Consider the following 17,644-nt stretch of genomic DNA (forward strand, 5'->3'; position numbering starts at 1 on the left):
GGTGTTCTGAATAGAGGAGAGGGTTTTTTAGCACGATAAGCATATATCATTCTTTATACGCGGGGGAGCATATGCAAACATATTTTCAATTGAATCCTAAAACCGAACCCTTTCAGCTTTTTTCTAAAGAACACATCTGTACGCTGCTGATCATAGGCCTGCTTGGGGCGTGTGTGATCATCTTTCGGCGGAAACTCGACCAGCAAGGCCGTTTTATTCGGTATGTGCTCTTGTTTCTTCTCGTAGTGTCACAGATCAGCTACCATTTTTGGCTGCTTTATTTTCATGACTGGTCGCTGAGAACGTCCCTGCCCTTGCAGCTGAGTGATATTTCAGTGTATCTGGTCATGCTTATGTTAATCACGAAAAGCAGGAGGCTGTTTGCCTTTCTCTATTTTGCCGGTTTGGGCAGCGCGATACAAGCGATGGCAACTCCTGATCTGGGGGCCTATTCCTTTCCGCATTTTCGGTATATCGTGTTTTTTGTCTCTCATGGAGGCGTTTTTCTTGCTTGTCTGTTTATGGCTGCCGCCCAAAAGTACAAGCCGACGGTCCGCGCCCTTTGGATGACCGTGCTGATCGTGAATATATACGGTGTCTGCGTCTTTTTTATTGATCGCGCACTGAACGCAAATTACCTCTATTTGATGAAAAAGCCGAAGACATCCTCACTTTTGGACGTTCTCGGTCCTTGGCCGTGGTACCTTCTGTCAATGGAAGCGGCAGTGATATTGAGCTTTTTCATACTTTATATTCCGTTTTGGATTCAGAAGAAAAGGGCGTGATTACGGATCATTTTTGTGAATCCTTTCATTTGTCATTTTTTCAACATTCCGGCATTATTTTTTCGGTTTCCTATGTTGAAAAAAGGAGGCGGGGGATATAGAATGAATGTGCTATGATAACTTGATCGATACGGAGCCGCCGCTTGCGGTTTCCGTTTTTTCATGGGTTTTTTTATTAAGAAAGGGGGATCGGTATGCCGCGCGCTTTGAAAATATTAGTCATCGGAATGTTTATCAATGTCACGGGAGCATCTTTTTTGTGGCCGCTCAATACGATCTATATTCATAATCATTTAGGGAAGTCGCTGACGGTGGCCGGGATTGTCCTGATGCTGAATTCAGGCGCGAGTGTGGCGGGGAATTTATGCGGCGGATTTTTGTTTGATAAAATCGGCGGGTTCAAATCGATTATGCTGGGAATTATCATTACGCTGGCAAGCCTTCTTGCACTCGTTTCGTTTCATCAATGGCCCGTTTATATTTGGCTGCTTATTCTTGTCGGGTTCGGTTCCGGTATTGTATTTCCGGCAAGCTATGCCATGGCGGGAGCGGTTTGGAAGGAAGGCGGCCGAAAAGCCTTTAATGCGATTTATGTCGCCCAAAACGCAGGTGTCGCCGTCGGTTCAGCGCTTGGGGGAATGGTCGCGGCTTATTCCTTTACGTACGTGTTTTTAGCCAATGCACTGCTGTATGCGCTGTTTTTTCTGATCGTATTTTTCGGGTTCCGAAACATCAAAACCGGAGATGCCAGCCAAGCATCCGTTCTGGATTATGAACCTGTCAGCAATAAAACAAAATTTATGGCGCTTCTTATTTTAAGCGGCGGGTATGTCCTTGGCTGGATTGCTTATTCGCAATGGTCAACAACCGTGGCTTCTCATACCCAAAGCATCGGAATGCCCCTTTCATTATACAGTGTGCTGTGGACGGTAAACGGAATTTTAATCGTCGCCGGACAGCCGTTTGCCGGGGCTGTTGTGAAAAAGTGGGCCGGCGCTTTAAAAACACAAATGGTCATCGGCTTCTGCATTTTTATCGTCTCCTTCGGGGTATTGCTTGCTGCAAAGCAATTTCCGATGTATCTCGCCGCAATGGTGATTTTAACGATCGGAGAAATGCTCGTTTGGCCTGCCGTTCCGACTATCGCCAATCAGCTTGCGCCTAAAGGAAAAGAAGGTTTTTATCAAGGATTCGTCAACAGCGCGGCGACGGGCGGAAGAATGATCGGCCCGCTGCTTGGCGGCGTGCTTGTTGATCAGTACGGCATGTCTGTCCTGCTTTTGATCCTGATGGCGCTCCTTGTCGTCAGTATCGCAGCGACAGTGCTGTACGACAAACGGTTAAAAACCGTGAATAAGAGAAACGTCCAAGTGTGATGACGTTATAAAAAAATCCCGCTATTCGGCGGGATTTTTTCTATACAACTGGAAGCACGTTGACGGCGTCCTTTACATTTAAATAGGTTTTTAATGAAGCAAAGCTGGCGTCCAATTGATTCATTTTCATCGCAAGGGAAGGCTTGATGCCTGTAATAATTAATTCTGTTCCGATTAATTTCAGCAAATGGTGCAATTTAAAGATTTGATCTGCGGTATGTTCATTTATCTCAGCCAAACCCGATAAGTCTATAATTAAATAATCATCTTTAGATGCGGTCAGAATGTCGGTCAATGTTGAAACAATTGAATCGAATCGTTCCTCTGTCAAGTTGCCGATCAGAGGCATAGCCGAGATGCCGTTTCGAATCGGAACGATCGGGGTTGACAGGGTTGTAATTTCTGTGAGGGAATCCTCCAGAAGCTTCTCATATTCTTTTTGCTCTGTTATGTCTTTTTGAAAGCCGACAAAATATAATCTGTCTTCAATATACAAAGGGTCAATGTTCAGCTCGTTCCAAAATGGTGTGCCGTCTTTTTTTACGTTTTTCAGCCGAACCGTAATCGGTTCTTTATTTTTCAGACCGTTTCTTATTTTAGCGACTTGTTTTTTGTCTGTTTGTTTCCCCTGCAGAAATCTGCAGTTCTTACCTAATATTTCTTCGGAAGAATAGCCGGTCATATCGATAAATCCCTGGTTTGTATACACAATGGGATTGTCCTCAAGAGAGGGGTCTGTAATCACCACGCCTATACGTGCATGATCAAGCGCCTTTTTGATCAGCTCTAGCTGCTCCAGTTTTCCGAATAAGTTTGAGTCAGCCATGTAAAACCCCCTTTTGGCCGTGAAGCTATGCACTTTTTTCAGCCATTGTTACTCCCCTTTTTAAATGAACCTACAGTAACCGTAGCATAACATATGTTCTGATTCAAGCAGCCGCGGCTTTCAATTTGTCATTCAGGCTTGTCCTCATATACACTGAATATAGAAGGGATTGCACATCCGGCGCTAAGTAAGTCACTAGGTCATTGTCACTGGATAAAAAATGAATCTAATGCATCAAGCTTACCGATCGTGTGTTCACATATAATGGAAGAAACAAGCTTTTTACTTTCTTGCAGAATCGCCAGTATGTAGATATCGAAAATCATCGTATTCGTTAAGGGGGCTGGATGGCCTGAAGTCGCTTTACTAAATAAGGGCTTTAGGAAGGTGATGATGAAGATGCTGCATCAGGTATTAATTGCTTGTGTAATTGGAGGAATCATGGGGATTCTCGGTCATGTGAAAAAGAGAGGCAGGCTGGAGAAACCCAGAATGACAAAGCGGTTCATCTATCTCGGGTTTTTGGAAGATGGTTTTATCGGAATGGCTGCTTCCATTTTACTTGTCTTATCCGCTGACCCCGATTCAGGAATTCAACTCGTCATTTTATCCATAATCGCAGGCTACGGCGGTGAAGCTGTTCTTAGGAGCTTTGATTTTGTCAGGGAACAAAACAGCGACTCGGCCGGAGCAAAACCACACCAGCAAAAAGATCCTCCATCAAAATAATATCCCCACTCCTGACCCGTTCAGGGTACATTCCCATTGTATACAAACCTGCTTGCACTTATGAACAGAATTCTATAAAATACAGGTAAGATTACGGTAGCGATAAGAACAGTGAAGAGGAGCAGTAAGAAGCAGATTTCGCATACAGAGAATTGGCGGCTGGTGAAAGTCAATCAAGTCTGTTTCTGAACTCACCTCAGAGTTGCAGCGGTGAAAACCGCTGACGCATAACTGCGTTAAAAGTATCAAGTGAGTGCGGCCGAAAACTGCACTAACGAGGGTGGTACCGCGGGAAACAAAAAATCTCTCGTCCCTTTTTGGGATGAGGGAGTTTTTTTTAGTTTTAGAATAATCTGAATATAATTTTCCTGATTCCGTCAATACTTGGACTAAAGACGCCGTATTCAATCAGAAGGAGGTTTTTGCGTTGAGTTTTCAGCACGAAAAAATAGAAAAGAAATGGCAAAATTACTGGTTGGAGCATAAAACCTTTGCTGTCAGTGAACAGGAGGACAAGCCGAAGTTTTACGCGCTTGACATGTTCCCTTATCCGTCAGGAGCCGGTCTTCATGTCGGGCATCCCGAAGGTTATACGGCGACGGATATTCTGTCGCGCATGAGACGCATGCAAGGGTACAACGTGCTTCATCCGATGGGCTGGGACGCGTTCGGGCTTCCTGCCGAGCAATACGCGCTTGACACGGGGAACGATCCGGCGGTTTTCACAAAGCATAACATCGATAATTTCCGCCGCCAGATCCAGTCCCTTGGATTTTCTTATGATTGGGACCGGGAAATCAATACGACAGATCCGGACTATTATAAATGGACGCAATGGATTTTCACCAAGCTTTACGAAAAAGGACTTGCTTACGTTGATGAAGTTCCCGTCAACTGGTGCCCGGCTCTCGGCACGGTGCTTGCGAATGAGGAAGTCATTGACGGCAAGAGCGAACGAGGCGGACATCCCGTTGAACGCCGCCCGATGAAGCAATGGATGCTGAAGATCACCGCTTATGCGGACAGGCTGCTTGAAGATTTAGAGGAGCTTGACTGGCCGGAAAGCATAAAAGACATGCAGCGCAATTGGATCGGCCGCTCAGAAGGAGCGAACGTGCATTTTGCCATCGACGGCCGCGATGAGACGTTCACTGTGTTTACAACACGTCCTGACACGCTGTTTGGCGCGGCATACGCCGTTTTGGCCCCTGAGCACGAGCTCGTCAGCACCATTACAACGGCTGAACAAAAAGAAGCGGTTGACGCTTACGTAAAAGAAGTTCAGGCGAAAAGTGACCTCGAGCGGACGGATCTTGCGAAAACAAAAACAGGCGTTTTCACGGGTGCGTATGCGGTGAACCCGGTAAACGGTGAAAAGCTGCCGATTTGGATCGCTGATTATGTGCTTGCCACTTACGGAACGGGCGCCGTTATGGCCGTGCCTGCCCATGATGAGCGTGATTTTGAATTTGCTAAAGTGTTCGGCCTGCCTTTCAAAGAAGTCGTAAAAGGCGGAAATATTGAAGAGGAAGCGTTCACGGGTGACGGCGAGCATGTCAATTCCGATTTTCTGAACGGCCTGGGCAAAGCGGACGCCATTGAAAAAATAATTGCCTGGCTTGAAGAAACGAAAAATGGCGAGAAAAAAGTGACATACCGTCTGCGTGATTGGCTCTTCAGCCGTCAGCGCTATTGGGGCGAACCGATTCCGGTCATTCATTGGGAGGACGGAACATCAACGGCCGTACCGGAAGAGGAACTGCCGCTCATTCTGCCGAAAACCGATGAGATCAAGCCGAGCGGAACGGGCGAATCACCGCTCGCCAACATTAAAGAATGGGTGGAAGTCACTGATCCTGAAACGGGCAAAAAAGGAAGAAGAGAAACAAACACAATGCCGCAATGGGCAGGTAGCTGCTGGTATTTCCTTCGATTTATCGACCCGAAAAACCCGGATCAGCTTGCTTCACCTGAGAAATTAGAGAAATGGCTGCCTGTTGATATTTATATCGGGGGAGCGGAGCATGCCGTGCTGCACCTTCTGTATGCCCGTTTCTGGCATAAATTCCTCTATGACATCGGTGTCGTGCCGACGAAAGAGCCGTTCCAAAAGCTGTACAACCAAGGAATGATTCTCGGGGGAAACAATGAGAAAATGAGTAAATCACGCGGCAACGTCGTCAACCCGGATGAAATTGTTGCGTCTCACGGAGCGGATACTTTGCGGCTGTACGAAATGTTCATGGGGCCGCTTGACGCTTCCATTGCCTGGTCTGAATCCGGCCTTGACGGAGCGCGCCGCTTCCTTGACCGCGTATGGCGTCTGTTCGTTGAGGAAAACGGCGAGCTGACGGGCAAAGTGACAGAAGGCGCGGGCGAAACACTTGAGCGCGTTTACCATGAAACAGTCATGAAAGTAACGGAAAACTACGAAGGCCTTCGATTTAACACGGGCATTTCTCAGCTGATGGTTTTCATTAATGAAGCCTACAAAGCGAATGAACTGCCGAAAGAATATATGGAAGGCTTTGTGAAGCTGCTTTCTCCGGTTGCGCCTCACTTGGCGGAAGAGCTGTGGGAAAAACTCGGCCACAATGGTTCTATTTCTTACGAGGCTTGGCCTGTGTATGACGAATCAAAACTGATCGACGATGAAGTGGAAATCGTCGTCCAGCTGAACGGAAAAGTGAAAGCGAAATTAACCGTTCCGGCTGATGCTGATAAAGAGCAATTAGAGCAGCTCGCGCAGGCTGATGAAAAAGTGAAAGAACAGCTTGAAGGAAAAACAATCCGAAAAATCATCGCCGTACCGGGCAAGCTTGTCAATATCGTAGCAAACTGACCGAATGAAGCCCCTCTCGTAGAGGGGCTTTTTATCAGCCTCAACAATAGAAATTGTTATGCCGCCTTTGGTATACTTAAAGGCATCAAGGCGAATAGGAGTGTCACAAATTGAAGATAAATGAAATCAGCACAGCCGCTCTGCAAGATAAACTGAAAGCGGGGGAAGAGCTGTATCTGATCGATGTCAGAGAAGACGAAGAGGTAGCCGAAGGCATGATCCCGGAGGCTGTTCATATCCGCATGGGAGATATCCCAGAGAAGATGGATGCATTAGATAAGGACAAGGAATATGTGTTCATCTGCCGTTCCGGAAAAAGAAGCATGAATGTTTGTATGTATTTACAGGAGCAGGGCTTTCAAACGGTTAATGTCGAAGGTGGCATGCTGGAATGGGAAGGCGAAACAAAACCGAAACAGTAAATATCACTAAGTAAAGAAGAAAAAGAGCATAAGCTGTTTTTCTTCTTTTTTATTTTTGAAGCGATTTCCAGAGGCTGGTATAATATGGGGAAAGTGAGAGGGTGGATACGAATGGAATGGCTTATCCGTGCTATGGAATCGAGCGATATAAAGCAAGTCCGGCAAGTCGCAAAACAAAGCTGGCATCATACGTATGAAGGAATCATTCCGGAACATATTCAGGATCAATTTCTCCAATCCGCATATCACGATAAAATGATGGAGCGGCGGATTGAACAATCTCTGCTGCTGGCTGCAGAAGCAGCAGACGGGACAATGGCAGGTTTTGTAAATCTCAGCCCTGTTCAAGAAGACGGAAAAGCGGAGCTTACCTCCATTTATATTGATCCCGCTTACCAGAAAACGGAATAGGAATGGCGCTGCTGAAAGAGGGCATGAAACAGTCCGGCGGGCTAAAAGAGCTTTATGTGCATGTGGAAAAAGAGAATTAAATCGGAATGTCTTTTTACAAAGCGAAAGGATTTGAATGGGTGTCTGAATGTGAAGAGGAATTTGAAGGGCACCTTTTACAGACGGTCAAAATGGTGCTCCGCATATAAAATGATCCAAACCATAAGCGGTTTGGATCAGAGGAATTGTTTATTGATAAGCTGGGAGCCAGTCTTTATGGGCTTCGCCTTGCCGGGTCAAGCTGCTTTGTCCAAGCCATGCCGCTGAGATCACTCCGTAACGGATTTTTGCCCATCCATGAGTGTCGAAAAGGTCCGGCATGTCCTCAGCCGCCATTCTGACCCGCATCATATTTTCATAATCATTGCCTGGGAAATGAACTTTCACTTGAATGTCCGGATGTTCTTTTTCAAAAGAGGCGGCCAGCTTTCTGAATGTATTTCGTTCGATGTCTGAGGATATGGTTGAGTAGATCGTCAATGTTTTCTGCTTATGTCCGGCAGTGCTTTGTTCGGCAGAGCAGCCGGGAAGTATCATACAAGTAAAAGAAAGAAATAAAACCAGTAAACGTTTCATCTTTTCCTCCTTAAAATATGATATAAACGCCGCGGGGAACGTCACCTCCTTTCATGATCCGCAGCTTTGTCTGACAATAAGCGAAGTGGGGAGCGTAACGGTAAGCGGAATGGTTCTGCCGTTCACGCGGTCAAGGAGAAGCTTGACGCCCGTCCGGCCCATTTCTTCTGTATACACTTTTACCGTGGTTAAGGGCGTGCTGGCGAACTCGGCCTCTTCAATGCCGTTAAAACTTACAATGGCGGTATCCCGGGGGACTTGAAGGCCAGCTTCCTGCAGTGCTTTTAACGCGCCGATTGCCATCGAATCACTTGCGATAAAAAAGGCGTCAGGCAGGGTGCCGCCCGCAATGGATTCTTCCATCAGGCGGTAGCCTTCGTGCATGCTGTATTCGCCGATCTTGACATGGTCCGGCTGAGGGCGGGCAGTCTTCAAAAAAGCAGTAAGCCGCTTATCTTCAATCGTTCTTTTGCTGTTTACACCGTTTTTTACGGTGTGTTCTTTTTCCTGTCCGCCAATATAGCCAAGCCGCTCATAACCGAGAGAAAGAAGGTGTTCGATGGCCTGCTGTGCTGCAGCATAAAAATCTGCGCTGACAGAGTCATGGCGTGCCGGATTGGGTGTGCTGTTAATGAACACCGCATGCTTGAATGTACCGCTGATGCTCGTAAGCGCCTCATCATGCAGGCTGCCGATCACAATGACGCCGTCCAGCTCGTGAAAAATATGCTCCTGAAAGGAACCGAGATGGATGGATGACGTAATGAAAATCTCCTGTTTAAAACATTCATCTTCAACTCCCTTTCTGATAGCGGAAAAATAAGGGTCCTGCCGCTCTTCTTCCGGGGACAGGCAGCTGACCACACCGATCAGGGGCGCGGAATCCCTGCCGTAACCCCGGGGTTTTCTCCGTTTTGCTGACGGCTGATAGCCGAGCTCCTCGGCGATCCGAAGAACTCTTTCTCTCGTTTCTTCCGTCACGGACAGAGAGTCATCCCGGTTTAAAATCCTAGACACTGTCGCGCTGGATACATGCGCCTGTAAAGCAATGAGACGGACCATTTGGCAGCTCCTTTTCAGATAAAAATTTACTAAACTAACATTTACTTGATTTTGTTAAAAAGATGTTATCACAGTTTAGTAAACGTTTTCAACAACTAATTTTGGTTCTTTTTAGTAAAATTCAGTAAAAAAGCGGCAGCGGGTCTCATTGGGTTCGAATGTATGCCTAGAATGAAGCTTTCTCTATCATAATTCGTTAGAACCGGAATAGATTAGTAGAGAAAGGAGCGGTTGTATGCTTAAGGTTGCGGTTTTTGATGAAGAGCATGAAAAGGATTTGCAGACTGAAATCAATTCATTCCTAAAAGGAATTTCAGAGGAACAGCTCGTTGATATTAAATATACGGTAGCGGCGGCCTGTGATCCTGAAGGCGAACAGCTTTATTGCTTTTCCGCTTTAATTTTATACCGCAAATAAAGAAGCCCGAATCGTGGCGGGCTTCTTTTGTATTATGCTTTTTTGACGCGCGGACTTCGAGGCTTTTGGTATTTCTCCATCTGCCTGATCCCTCTTCTTTCACTCGTTAATGATTTGTACAAGGATACGATCATGAGGAGAATCACGATAGAAAACGGAACCGCCGCGAGAATGGCCATGTTTTGCAGCGCGGCAAGGCCGCCGGAATATAAAAGAACCGCAGCCATGGCAGACTGGATGATTCCCCATGTGACTTTTACGCGATTGGATGGGTCCAATGAGCCGTAAGACGTCTGCATTCCCAGCACAAATGTTGCTGAATCGGCTGATGTAATAAAGAAAACAGCGATCAGGATAAGCGTTAATACGGACGTCACCATTGTAAGCGGATAGTGGCTGAGTGTGCCGAAAAGCATCGTATCCGTCGACAGGCCGGCGACATTGAACACGCCTTTTTGCTGAAGATCCATTGCCGATACGCCGAAAATCGCAAACCATAAAAAGGCCAGGATGCACGGCGTCACTAACACGCCGATTAAAAATTCGCGGATGGTCCGGCCCCTTGACACACGGGCGATAAATATCCCGACAAACGGAGACCAGGAAATCCACCAGGCCCAGTAGAAAATAGTCCAGCTGTTGATCCATTCCCGTTTTTGCGGATCATTCGGCGACAGCCGGAAGCTCATTTGCACGATGTTTTGGATATATTGTCCGATGGAATCGGTAAATGAGTTCATGATCAGCACCGTCGGACCGACAATCAGCATAAAGATCATCAAAATACCGGCAAGCGCCATGTTGGTGTTGCTTAAGTATTTAATTCCTTTGCCTATGCCGCTCCATGCAGAAATTAAGAAAAGCACGGTCACGACGGCAATCAGAACCAGCTGAACGGTAAAGGTTTTAGGAGTTCCGAATAAGTAATGCAAACCGCCGTTGATTTGAGTGGCGCCGAGCCCTAAGCTTGTCGCTACACCGACGACGGTCGCAAACACAGCGATACAGTCGATTGCTTTACCGAGCGGACCGTTTACTTTATCGCCCAAAAGCGGTGTCAGTGTGCTGCTGATCAGGCCGGGAGCATCCTTTCGGAATTGAAAATATGCAATACATAAAGCGACGACCGCATATATAGCCCAAGCGTGGAGCCCCCAGTGGAAAAAGGTATACCGGAGTGCATCTCTGAATGCCTGGGGCGTTTCTGTTTCACCTGAGGGAGAGCTGATAGCGTAATGGCTGATCGGTTCCGCAGCCCCGTAAAATACCAAACCGATTCCCATGCCGGCGCTAAACAGCATGGCAAACCAAGATAATAAACCGAATTCAGGTTTTTCCTCGGGTTTACCGAGTTTAATTTTCCCGATCGGACTCACAATGAGAAAGAGACAGAATCCCACAAATATGGAAACGACCAGTAAATAATACCAGCCGAATGAATTTGTGATAAAATTTTGCACTGTATCAGTAACTTGCTGCAGGCTCTTTGGAGATAATACTCCCCAGAGGACAGCTGCGGCTGTGATAACAATCACAATCCAAAAAACACTGGAGATGTTATTCTTCTTCAAACGTTCTCACCCTCTGACTTTTTTTCAGTACGCCTTTTTTGTTTAGTATGGTCGTACGATTACAGATCATTCCCTTCTTCCTGTTCCCTCAATCAGGTGAAACAAAACGTAAAAAACTCTATCATGTTTTTTGACAGTTATCAACCGGGCCGCTGATAAAAAGCGCTGAAACCGTTTTTAAAGTGAACGTGAGAAGCGCCCCGCATTTAAGCCTGCCAGCCGCCCCGTGACAAGGGCTGAGGTGATATTGTATCCTCCGGTATATCCGTGAATATCTAAAATTTCCCCGCAAAAATATAATCCTTCCATTTTTTTAGAAGCCATTTTTTTCGGTTCAATTTCTTTTACGGAAACGCCGCCGCCGGTAACAAAAGCTTTGTCCAGAGAAAGCGTGCCGTTTGCAGAAACCGTAAATTGCTTGCAATCTTTGACAAAGGCTCTGAATTGATCCTTCGGCAAATCTGTAAAACACATTTGCGGGTCAAGCCCGTTCCGTTCCAGCAAAAAGAGCAGATACCGTTCTTGCATCCACGGCTTCAAAGCGTTTTTGAGCGCTTTTTTCGGGGCTTCTTTCAGCTCCTTGTACATCCGCTGAAACAATTCCTCTTCGTTGATATCCGGAAAGAGATCGATGCGCAGCTTCACTTCAGGCTGCTTTTTCAGCTCTTTGACAACAAATTGGCTGCACCGCAGGATGGCCGGGCCGGATAAGCCGAAATGGGTAAACAGCATGTCCATCACATGTGTAACGATCGGTTTTCCCTTTTTGTTTAAAACGCTGACTGCTGCGCTTCTTAACGACAGGCCCTGTAGCGTTTTTTGCTTAATGAACGGTTCGGCCGATGTGACCGGAACCTCTGTCGGAAACAGCTCCGTAATGGTGTGACCTGCTGCTTCAGCCCATGCATAGCCGTCTCCGGTGCTTCCGGTATGGGGGACGGATTTCCCGCCGACCGCTATAATGACGGCGTTTGCGTTAATCAATTCGCCGTTGTTTGTCGTAATCCCTGCTGTCCTGCCATCCTCGTAGCGCACCTCTTTAATTTTTTCGTTCGTGCGGATGGTAACGTTCAGCTCGTTCAGGCGCTTCAAGAGTGCATCGACCACGCTTTGCGCTTTGTCCGTCACAGGGAACATGCGACCGTGGTCCTCTTCTTTTAATTGAATGCCGAGTTTTTCAAAAAAGACAATGATATCTTCATTATTAAATTCGGAAAACGCGCTGTATAAAAAACGGCCGTTTCCGGGGATATGTTTGATGATTTCCTCAACGGGGAGGCGGTTGGTTACATTGCAGCGCCCTCCTCCGGAAATCGCCAGCTTCCTTCCCAATTTGTTTCCTTTATCAATTAATAAGACGTCTGCCCCTTTTTCGCCCGCGGCAATCGCAGCCATTAAGCCGGAAGGGCCGCCGCCAATCACAATCACGTCATAATGTTTCAATTTCATCAACAACTTTCTTTTTACATAGTAATCGGCGGAAATGTCCGCTTCTTGCTATTATAGCGAAAGAAGGGTTTCCCTTAAACGTATTTTGTTTTTTAAGAGCTTTCTAAAAGTTTCCCGCTGTAATTATTACCGTCTAAATGCCCAATTGTGTTAAAATAGAAAAGTTGAATCTTCGTAGAAAATGGTGATGAGGAAACATGTCAAGCAAATTGTTAAGGGGCACGTTCGTGTTAACGCTCGGCACCTATATATCGCGGATTTTAGGTATGATTTATCTGATCCCTTTCGGCGCGATGGTCGGAGCGACGGGCGGAGCTTTGTTTCAATACGGATATAATCAATATACATTATTTTTAAACATTGCCACGATGGGTTTTCCCGCGGCGGTATCAAAGTTTGTCTCGAAATATAATTCCAAAGGCGATTATGAGACGAGCAGGCGGATGCTGAGAGCGGGAATGTCGGTCATGCTCGTTACCGGGATGATCGCTTTTACGATTCTTTATCTTTCGGCGCCGTTTTTTGCGGAAATGTCGCTTGGGGGGACGAGTAACAACGGACTGACGATTGATCACGTCGTTTATGTCATCCGCATGGTCAGCCTGGCCCTTTTGGTTGTGCCGATCATGAGTCTTGTGCGCGGGTTTTTCCAAGGCCATCAGATGATGGGGCCGACAGCCGTGTCTCAGGTCGTAGAACAGCTTGTCCGCATTATTTTTTTATTGGGAGCAACCTATCTCATTTTAAGAGTGCTAAACGGAGGCCTTGTCATCGCCGTCGGTTATGCGACATTCGCAGCCCTGATCGGTTCATTCGGCGGACTGGTCGTCCTCTATATTTACTGGAATAAACGGAAGGGCGATTTGCTGGCGATGAAGCCGAATCTCGTGCCGTCAGCCAATTTAAGCTATAAGAAAATGTTCATTGAGCTTTTCAGCTATGCCGCTCCGTACGTGTTTGTCGGACTGGCTATCCCTTTGTATTCGTATATCGATACGAATACGTTTAATAAAGCAATGATTGCGGCCGGCCATAAAGACATCAGCCAGGACATGCTGGCAATAGTCACGCTGTATGTGCCGAAGCTTGTCATGATTCCGGTATCACTGGCGACAGCCTTCGGTCTGACGTTAATTCCGACCATTACCGAATCATTTACGAGTAAAAATTACAAACTGTTAAACCAGCAGATTAATCAAACAATGCAAATCATTCTGTTTTTGGTCATTCCGGCCGTCATCGGCATGTCCGTTTTATCCGGACCCGCCTATACGTTCTTTTACGGCTCTGAAAGTCTTCGTCCTGATATCGGACAAGACATATTGTTCTGGTATGCGCCTGTAGCGATTTTATTTTCTCTGTTTACCGTTAATGCCGCGATTTTACAAGGCATTAATAAACAAAAGTTTGCCGTGGTGAGTCTTTTTATCGGCGTTATCATAAAAGTGCTGCTGAACGTTCCGCTGATTAAGCTGTTTCAGGGAGACGGCGCCATATTAGCAACGGCGCTCGGTTATATCGCTTCACTTCTGTACGGATTTATCATGATTAAACGGCATGCGGGTTATTCGTACTCAATGCTTATGAAACGCGTTATTTTAATCGCGCTCCTGTCCGTTGTGATGGCAGTGGCGGTCAAATTGACACAATGGCTGCTCGGCTTCTTCGTTACTTATCAAAGCGGCCAGCTGCATGCGGCAATTGTCGTCTTTATCTGTGCGGCTGTCGGAGGTGCGGTGTATATGTATGCGGCTTACCGAATCGGATTTTTGCAGAAAATGTTCGGAAACCGTCTGCCTCGCGTTCTTAGAAAAGGCAGACACTCCGCCCATTGAAATATGTGACAGTAAGTCCGCTTTTTGCGGGCTTTTCTTTTTAAAGGAGAGGATAAGAATGAGACTTGACAAGCTGCTAGCCAACAGCGGATTCGGCTCAAGAAAAGATGTGAAAAAAATCGTCAAGGCAGGGGCGGTAATGATTGACGGGGTGCCGGCCAAGGATATTAAAACGCACGTAGACCCGAATGTACAGGATATTACTGTGTACGGCGAGCCGGCAGAATATCGCGAATTTATTTATGTCATGATGAATAAGCCGCAAGGAGTGCTGTCCGCCACCGAAGACAGCCGGCAAAAAACGGTTGTTGATTTGCTGACGCCGGAAGAGCAGCGGTTTGAACCGTTTCCCGCCGGGCGTCTGGATAAGGACACGGAAGGCTTTTTGCTTCTCACAAACGACGGTCAGCTTGCCCATCGTCTGCTCTCGCCGAAAAAGCATGTACCGAAAACGTACGAGGTTCATTTGAAATCGCCGCTGTCACCGGAAGACATGATCAATCTGGAGAGAGGCGTCACTATTGAAGGCGGCTACAAGACAAAACCGGCAGCCGTTGAAACCATCACACAAAGCCCGGATGATATGGTAATCCATTTGACCATCACAGAAGGCAAATATCATCAGGTGAAGCTGATGGCAAAATCCGTCGGGAACGAAGTGACTTATTTAAAGCGGCTTTCAATGGGCGCTGTTTCTTTAGACCCTGCGCTTGCTCCTGGTGAGTTCCGGGAGCTGACTGAAGAAGAGCTGGCAGCGCTGGCAGGCACCGAAACATAAAATGGCATCAGAAAAGCCCAAAACAGATCTGTTTTGGGCTCTTTATCTATGGAGGAACAAAAAGCAAGGCAAAGAGGCTGCTTTGCCTTGCAGCATATCAGACCAGACGTACGGTCCTATGTAATTGTTCGCTTATGATGTAATTTTAACTTTCTTTCGTGTTGTCTCCCACTTGCCTCGGCTAGGACTATGAACAAGATCATTGTATGCTAACACATTTAAGTCTCGCTGAATGGTTCTTGGTGTAATACCGAATTCGTCAACCAGTTCCTGTGTTGTCACAAGACCTTTTTCTTGAATGAACATGTAAACTGATTTAATCCGAGTTAGCATACGGTTTGTTGAAGGTTTCAAAAAACCACTCCCTATCATAAGATCGGATGGACTTGATATACCACAACTCACGACTCTAAAACTTCGTACGAATAAGTAACAAAGGCAGACATTCTGTTTTTTCTTTTTGCTGCCTCCATTATACACGATATAGAGGACATGAATCTAGGATTAAGCGCAGAGAATTTTTGCCAATTGGCGGCAGCCTTTGTGCATTACTATGTTTGGCCCGCTCCTAATATTATGGAAACTGAAACTTTTTTTATACGTCCCCGTATACAAATGAGGGAGGGAGAAGCATGGGAGAATTATTGAATGCGAATATCATCTGTGCGGGCTATGCTGACAGGCCGAAGGTGCTTTCAAATGTTTCTTTGTCTGTCGGTGCCGGGGAAATTGTCGGTTTAATCGGAGCGAACGGCGCAGGAAAAAGCACGGCGATAAAGGCGATCCTCGGACTGTCCCGGGATATGGAGGGTGACATCGAGTGGAATGAGTCCGCTTTTGCTTACATACCGGAACGGCCGAGCTTCTATGATGAACTGACGCTTTGGGAGCATATCGAGCTGATCAGCTCACTGCGGGGCATCCGAGAAGAAGAATGCCGAAAGCGGGCTGAGCTGCTGCTTGAAGAATTTTCTTTGACGTCTGTAAAACATGACCTGCCCTCGACTTTTTCAAAAGGGATGCAGCAGAAGCTGATGCTGGTGCAGGCGTTTCTGGCAAAGCCTGATATCTACGTGATTGATGAGCCGTTTATCGGGCTTGACCCGATCTCGACCAAGCTGTTTACCGATATGCTCATCTCTGAAAAAGAAAGAGGGGCGGGCATTCTCATGTGCACCCACGTTCTTGATACAGCGGAAAAAATCTGCGACCGGTTTTATTTAATGGATAAAGGCTCTCTGCTCCTCCAAGGCACCCTGAAGGAGCTTCAAGACGAAACGGGAAGCTGCTCACTGTTAGATTGCTTTTATTTGGCGGTTCGGGGCAGTCATCAATGACCGGACGTGCTTTATTTTTTCACAGGCTCTTTGAGTATTGGCGGTATCAATGGAGGGTGTTCCGAACAGTTATTGATTGGACGGTCGCTCTGTATATCGTTCTTCCGGCGGCTGGATTTTTGGTGTATCAGTATTCGGAATGGCTGAAGGGAAAAGGACTATTGTTTGAGGGGGCGGAGATTCTGGGCTGGGGCTGGTTTTATGTGTTCAGTGCCCTGCTATTATGCACAGGCTCTATCCATACCTTTTTGCTTGAGGCGGATCAAGTGTTTTTGATGCAGACAAAATACCTGATGGTACAGCTGAAACGATATGCCCTTCTGTATTCGGTCTTCATATCATGTATGAAGTGGCTCCTGCTCGCTGTGCTGTTATATCCGTTATGGCGTCAATATAGTGACAGTTCTCTCGCTGCATATGCGGGAATATTTATCTTTCTTTTCAGTCTCCATACCGCGGTGATGGCAGTAAATGATAAACGGAAAAGAAAGCGGCAGACACTCGTTAATCAAATGACAGGCTGGATGCCAGCTGCCGGCCTGATTGCCCTTTCACTCGTTTTTATCGGCTTTGCCGAATGGTATTGGCTTTGGCCATTAGGGTGTATATCTTTCGTATGCTCGGTCATTTCGTGTTTGAAAGAAACGGAGTCTTTGTCAGCGTTTGCTGAAGAGGTGCTTAAGGAGAAAAAACGCAAGCTTTCATTTGCAGCCGCTGTCATGATGCTGAGCCAAGATGTGCATTTGCCGAATGTAAAGGATAAAAGACGGAGCAAGCCGCTGTTTTACCCCCATTCAAAGCCGCTCTTTAAAAAACGGTCAGCGTTTACAGCTTGGAAGGAATTGTTTTTCAAAGTGTTGATCAGAAACAGTGAGTATGTCCGCCAGCTTTATCTTTTCATGGCAGCGTTCACCGCTCTCATTGTCGTTCTGCCGATTTGGATGAAGCTGATCGTCTTCGTGTTATTTACCGGAGTCAACAGATATGTGCTGTCGCTTCTCTTTGACCGGATCATGGACAAAGCGATATTAAGCGGAATTGATAAAGAAAGTGACGACTATTTCCGGGCGAGAAAAAGCGCTTTGAACACCGTTCAATTCGTTTGTGCCGGCTGGTGCCTCATTGCGGCGGTCCTTTCCGCCGTTTATATGTAAAAAACCCTCTCCTTTGGGGACTGACCCCCGTTTT

15 protein-coding genes, 2 pseudogenes and 1 other annotated feature are annotated in these 17,644 nt (G+C 46.6%); of the genes and pseudogenes, 11 read left to right on the top strand and 6 right to left on the bottom strand.

The window, feature by feature from the left end:
- Nucleotides 1-71: 71 nt before the first annotated feature.
- Nucleotides 72-785, top strand: a complete 714-nt coding sequence (locus tag AXI59_RS09835; RefSeq protein ID WP_061520089.1) for a YwaF family protein — start codon at nucleotides 72-74, stop codon at nucleotides 783-785.
- A gap of 194 nt (nucleotides 786-979) precedes the next feature.
- Nucleotides 980-2,161, top strand: a complete 1,182-nt coding sequence (locus tag AXI59_RS09840) for an MDR family MFS transporter (RefSeq protein WP_061528063.1) — start codon at nucleotides 980-982, stop codon at nucleotides 2,159-2,161.
- Nucleotides 2,162-2,201: 40 nt separating this feature from the next.
- Here the strand turns inward: AXI59_RS09840 and ytvA are convergent, their stop codons facing one another.
- Nucleotides 2,202-2,987, bottom strand: coding sequence for a YtvA family blue-light photoreceptor (gene ytvA, locus AXI59_RS09845; RefSeq protein ID WP_061528064.1), 786 nt, complete (start codon nucleotides 2,985-2,987; stop codon nucleotides 2,202-2,204).
- A gap of 393 nt (nucleotides 2,988-3,380) precedes the next feature.
- Between ytvA and AXI59_RS09850 the strand changes: the two genes are divergently transcribed.
- The 4 genes and pseudogenes from AXI59_RS09850 (at nucleotide 3,381) to AXI59_RS09865 (ending at nucleotide 7,579) form a co-directional block, all read left to right on the top strand.
- Entirely contained in the window at nucleotides 3,381-3,716 is a 336-nt protein-coding gene (locus AXI59_RS09850) for a DUF4257 domain-containing protein (protein ID WP_082791755.1), read from the top strand.
- A gap of 102 nt (nucleotides 3,717-3,818) precedes the next feature.
- Nucleotides 3,819-4,034: a binding site (T-box leader), on the top strand.
- A gap of 109 nt (nucleotides 4,035-4,143) precedes the next feature.
- Nucleotides 4,144-6,558 (top strand): leucine--tRNA ligase, encoded by a 2,415-nt coding sequence (gene leuS, locus AXI59_RS09855; RefSeq protein ID WP_061528065.1) that lies wholly within the window; start codon nucleotides 4,144-4,146, stop codon nucleotides 6,556-6,558.
- Nucleotides 6,559-6,668: 110 nt separating this feature from the next.
- Complete coding sequence (locus tag AXI59_RS09860) at nucleotides 6,669-6,980, top strand: rhodanese-like domain-containing protein (RefSeq protein WP_061520093.1); 312 nt, start codon at nucleotides 6,669-6,671, stop codon at nucleotides 6,978-6,980.
- A 111-nt stretch (nucleotides 6,981-7,091) separates the two neighbouring features.
- A pseudogene (locus AXI59_RS09865) lies at nucleotides 7,092-7,579 on the top strand (GNAT family N-acetyltransferase).
- Nucleotides 7,580-7,662: 83 nt separating this feature from the next.
- On the opposite strand, the pseudogene AXI59_RS09870 reads toward AXI59_RS09865, so the two are convergent.
- Nucleotides 7,663-8,006 (bottom strand): annotated as a pseudogene (locus tag AXI59_RS09870) (extracellular solute-binding protein); the annotation flags it as partial.
- A 51-nt stretch (nucleotides 8,007-8,057) separates the two neighbouring features.
- Nucleotides 8,058-9,068 carry a LacI family DNA-binding transcriptional regulator gene (locus tag AXI59_RS09875; RefSeq protein WP_061528067.1) on the bottom strand — a complete coding sequence of 337 codons (1,011 nt, stop codon included), beginning with the start codon at nucleotides 9,066-9,068 and terminating at the stop codon, nucleotides 8,058-8,060.
- Between the two features lie 235 nt (nucleotides 9,069-9,303).
- Here AXI59_RS09875 and AXI59_RS09880 point away from each other — a divergent pair, with 235 nt between their 5' ends.
- Nucleotides 9,304-9,486: a sporulation protein Cse60 gene (locus AXI59_RS09880; RefSeq protein WP_061520097.1), complete on the top strand. Its 183-nt coding sequence runs from the start codon at nucleotides 9,304-9,306 to the stop codon at nucleotides 9,484-9,486.
- Between the two features lie 32 nt (nucleotides 9,487-9,518).
- On the opposite strand, the gene opuD is transcribed toward AXI59_RS09880, so the two are convergent.
- On the bottom strand, nucleotides 9,519-11,057 hold the full coding sequence (gene opuD / locus AXI59_RS09885) for a glycine betaine transporter OpuD (protein WP_061520098.1): 1,539 nt from the start codon (nucleotides 11,055-11,057) through the stop codon (nucleotides 9,519-9,521).
- Nucleotides 11,058-11,234: 177 nt separating this feature from the next.
- Complete coding sequence (locus AXI59_RS09890) at nucleotides 11,235-12,500, bottom strand: BaiN/RdsA family NAD(P)/FAD-dependent oxidoreductase (protein ID WP_061528070.1); 1,266 nt, start codon at nucleotides 12,498-12,500, stop codon at nucleotides 11,235-11,237.
- Between the two features lie 203 nt (nucleotides 12,501-12,703).
- On the opposite strand from AXI59_RS09890, the gene AXI59_RS09895 reads away from it, so the two are divergent.
- Entirely contained in the window at nucleotides 12,704-14,341 is a 1,638-nt protein-coding gene (locus AXI59_RS09895) for a putative polysaccharide biosynthesis protein (protein ID WP_061520099.1), read from the top strand.
- A 58-nt stretch (nucleotides 14,342-14,399) separates the two neighbouring features.
- On the top strand, nucleotides 14,400-15,119 hold the full coding sequence (locus tag AXI59_RS09900; protein WP_061520100.1) for a pseudouridine synthase: 720 nt from the start codon (nucleotides 14,400-14,402) through the stop codon (nucleotides 15,117-15,119).
- Between the two features lie 132 nt (nucleotides 15,120-15,251).
- Here the strand turns inward: AXI59_RS09900 and AXI59_RS09905 are convergent, their stop codons facing one another.
- Entirely contained in the window at nucleotides 15,252-15,473 is a 222-nt protein-coding gene (locus AXI59_RS09905; protein WP_003152337.1) for a DeoR family transcriptional regulator, read from the bottom strand.
- A 278-nt stretch (nucleotides 15,474-15,751) separates the two neighbouring features.
- On the opposite strand from AXI59_RS09905, the gene AXI59_RS09910 reads away from it, so the two are divergent.
- Both AXI59_RS09910 and AXI59_RS09915 read left to right on the top strand, forming a co-directional pair.
- The gene (locus tag AXI59_RS09910; RefSeq protein ID WP_061520101.1) at nucleotides 15,752-16,456 is read left to right on the top strand and encodes an ABC transporter ATP-binding protein; all 705 of its coding nucleotides are present in this window, start codon (nucleotides 15,752-15,754) and stop codon (nucleotides 16,454-16,456) included.
- Nucleotides 16,453-17,610 carry an ABC transporter permease gene (locus AXI59_RS09915; protein WP_061520102.1) on the top strand — a complete coding sequence of 386 codons (1,158 nt, stop codon included), beginning with the start codon at nucleotides 16,453-16,455 and terminating at the stop codon, nucleotides 17,608-17,610. Before AXI59_RS09910 ends, AXI59_RS09915 begins: the two co-directional genes overlap by 4 nt.
- Nucleotides 17,611-17,644: the final 34 nt, after the last annotated feature.

The organism is Bacillus nakamurai (assembly GCF_001584325.1).
GTDB classification, from domain to species: Bacteria; Bacillota; Bacilli; order Bacillales; family Bacillaceae; genus Bacillus; species Bacillus nakamurai.

Excerpts from the sequence above, each read along its gene's own strand:
- AXI59_RS09840 (WP_061528063.1), top strand. The coding sequence starts at position 980 with ATGCCGCGCGCTTTGAAAATATTAGTCATCGGAATGTTTATCAATGTC.
- AXI59_RS09880 (WP_061520097.1), top strand. The coding sequence starts at position 9,304 with ATGCTTAAGGTTGCGGTTTTTGATGAAGAGCATGAAAAGGATTTGCAG.
- AXI59_RS09910 (WP_061520101.1), top strand. The coding sequence starts at position 15,752 with ATGGGAGAATTATTGAATGCGAATATCATCTGTGCGGGCTATGCTGAC.
- ytvA (WP_061528064.1), bottom strand. The coding sequence starts at position 2,987 with ATGGCTGACTCAAACTTATTCGGAAAACTGGAGCAGCTAGAGCTGATC.
- AXI59_RS09835 (WP_061520089.1), top strand. The coding sequence starts at position 72 with ATGCAAACATATTTTCAATTGAATCCTAAAACCGAACCCTTTCAGCTT.
- AXI59_RS09900 (WP_061520100.1), top strand. The coding sequence starts at position 14,400 with ATGAGACTTGACAAGCTGCTAGCCAACAGCGGATTCGGCTCAAGAAAA.
- AXI59_RS09875 (WP_061528067.1), bottom strand. The coding sequence starts at position 9,068 with ATGGTCCGTCTCATTGCTTTACAGGCGCATGTATCCAGCGCGACAGTG.
- AXI59_RS09895 (WP_061520099.1), top strand. The coding sequence starts at position 12,704 with ATGTCAAGCAAATTGTTAAGGGGCACGTTCGTGTTAACGCTCGGCACC.
- AXI59_RS09915 (WP_061520102.1), top strand. The coding sequence starts at position 16,453 with ATGACCGGACGTGCTTTATTTTTTCACAGGCTCTTTGAGTATTGGCGG.
- AXI59_RS09850 (WP_082791755.1), top strand. The coding sequence starts at position 3,381 with ATGAAGATGCTGCATCAGGTATTAATTGCTTGTGTAATTGGAGGAATC.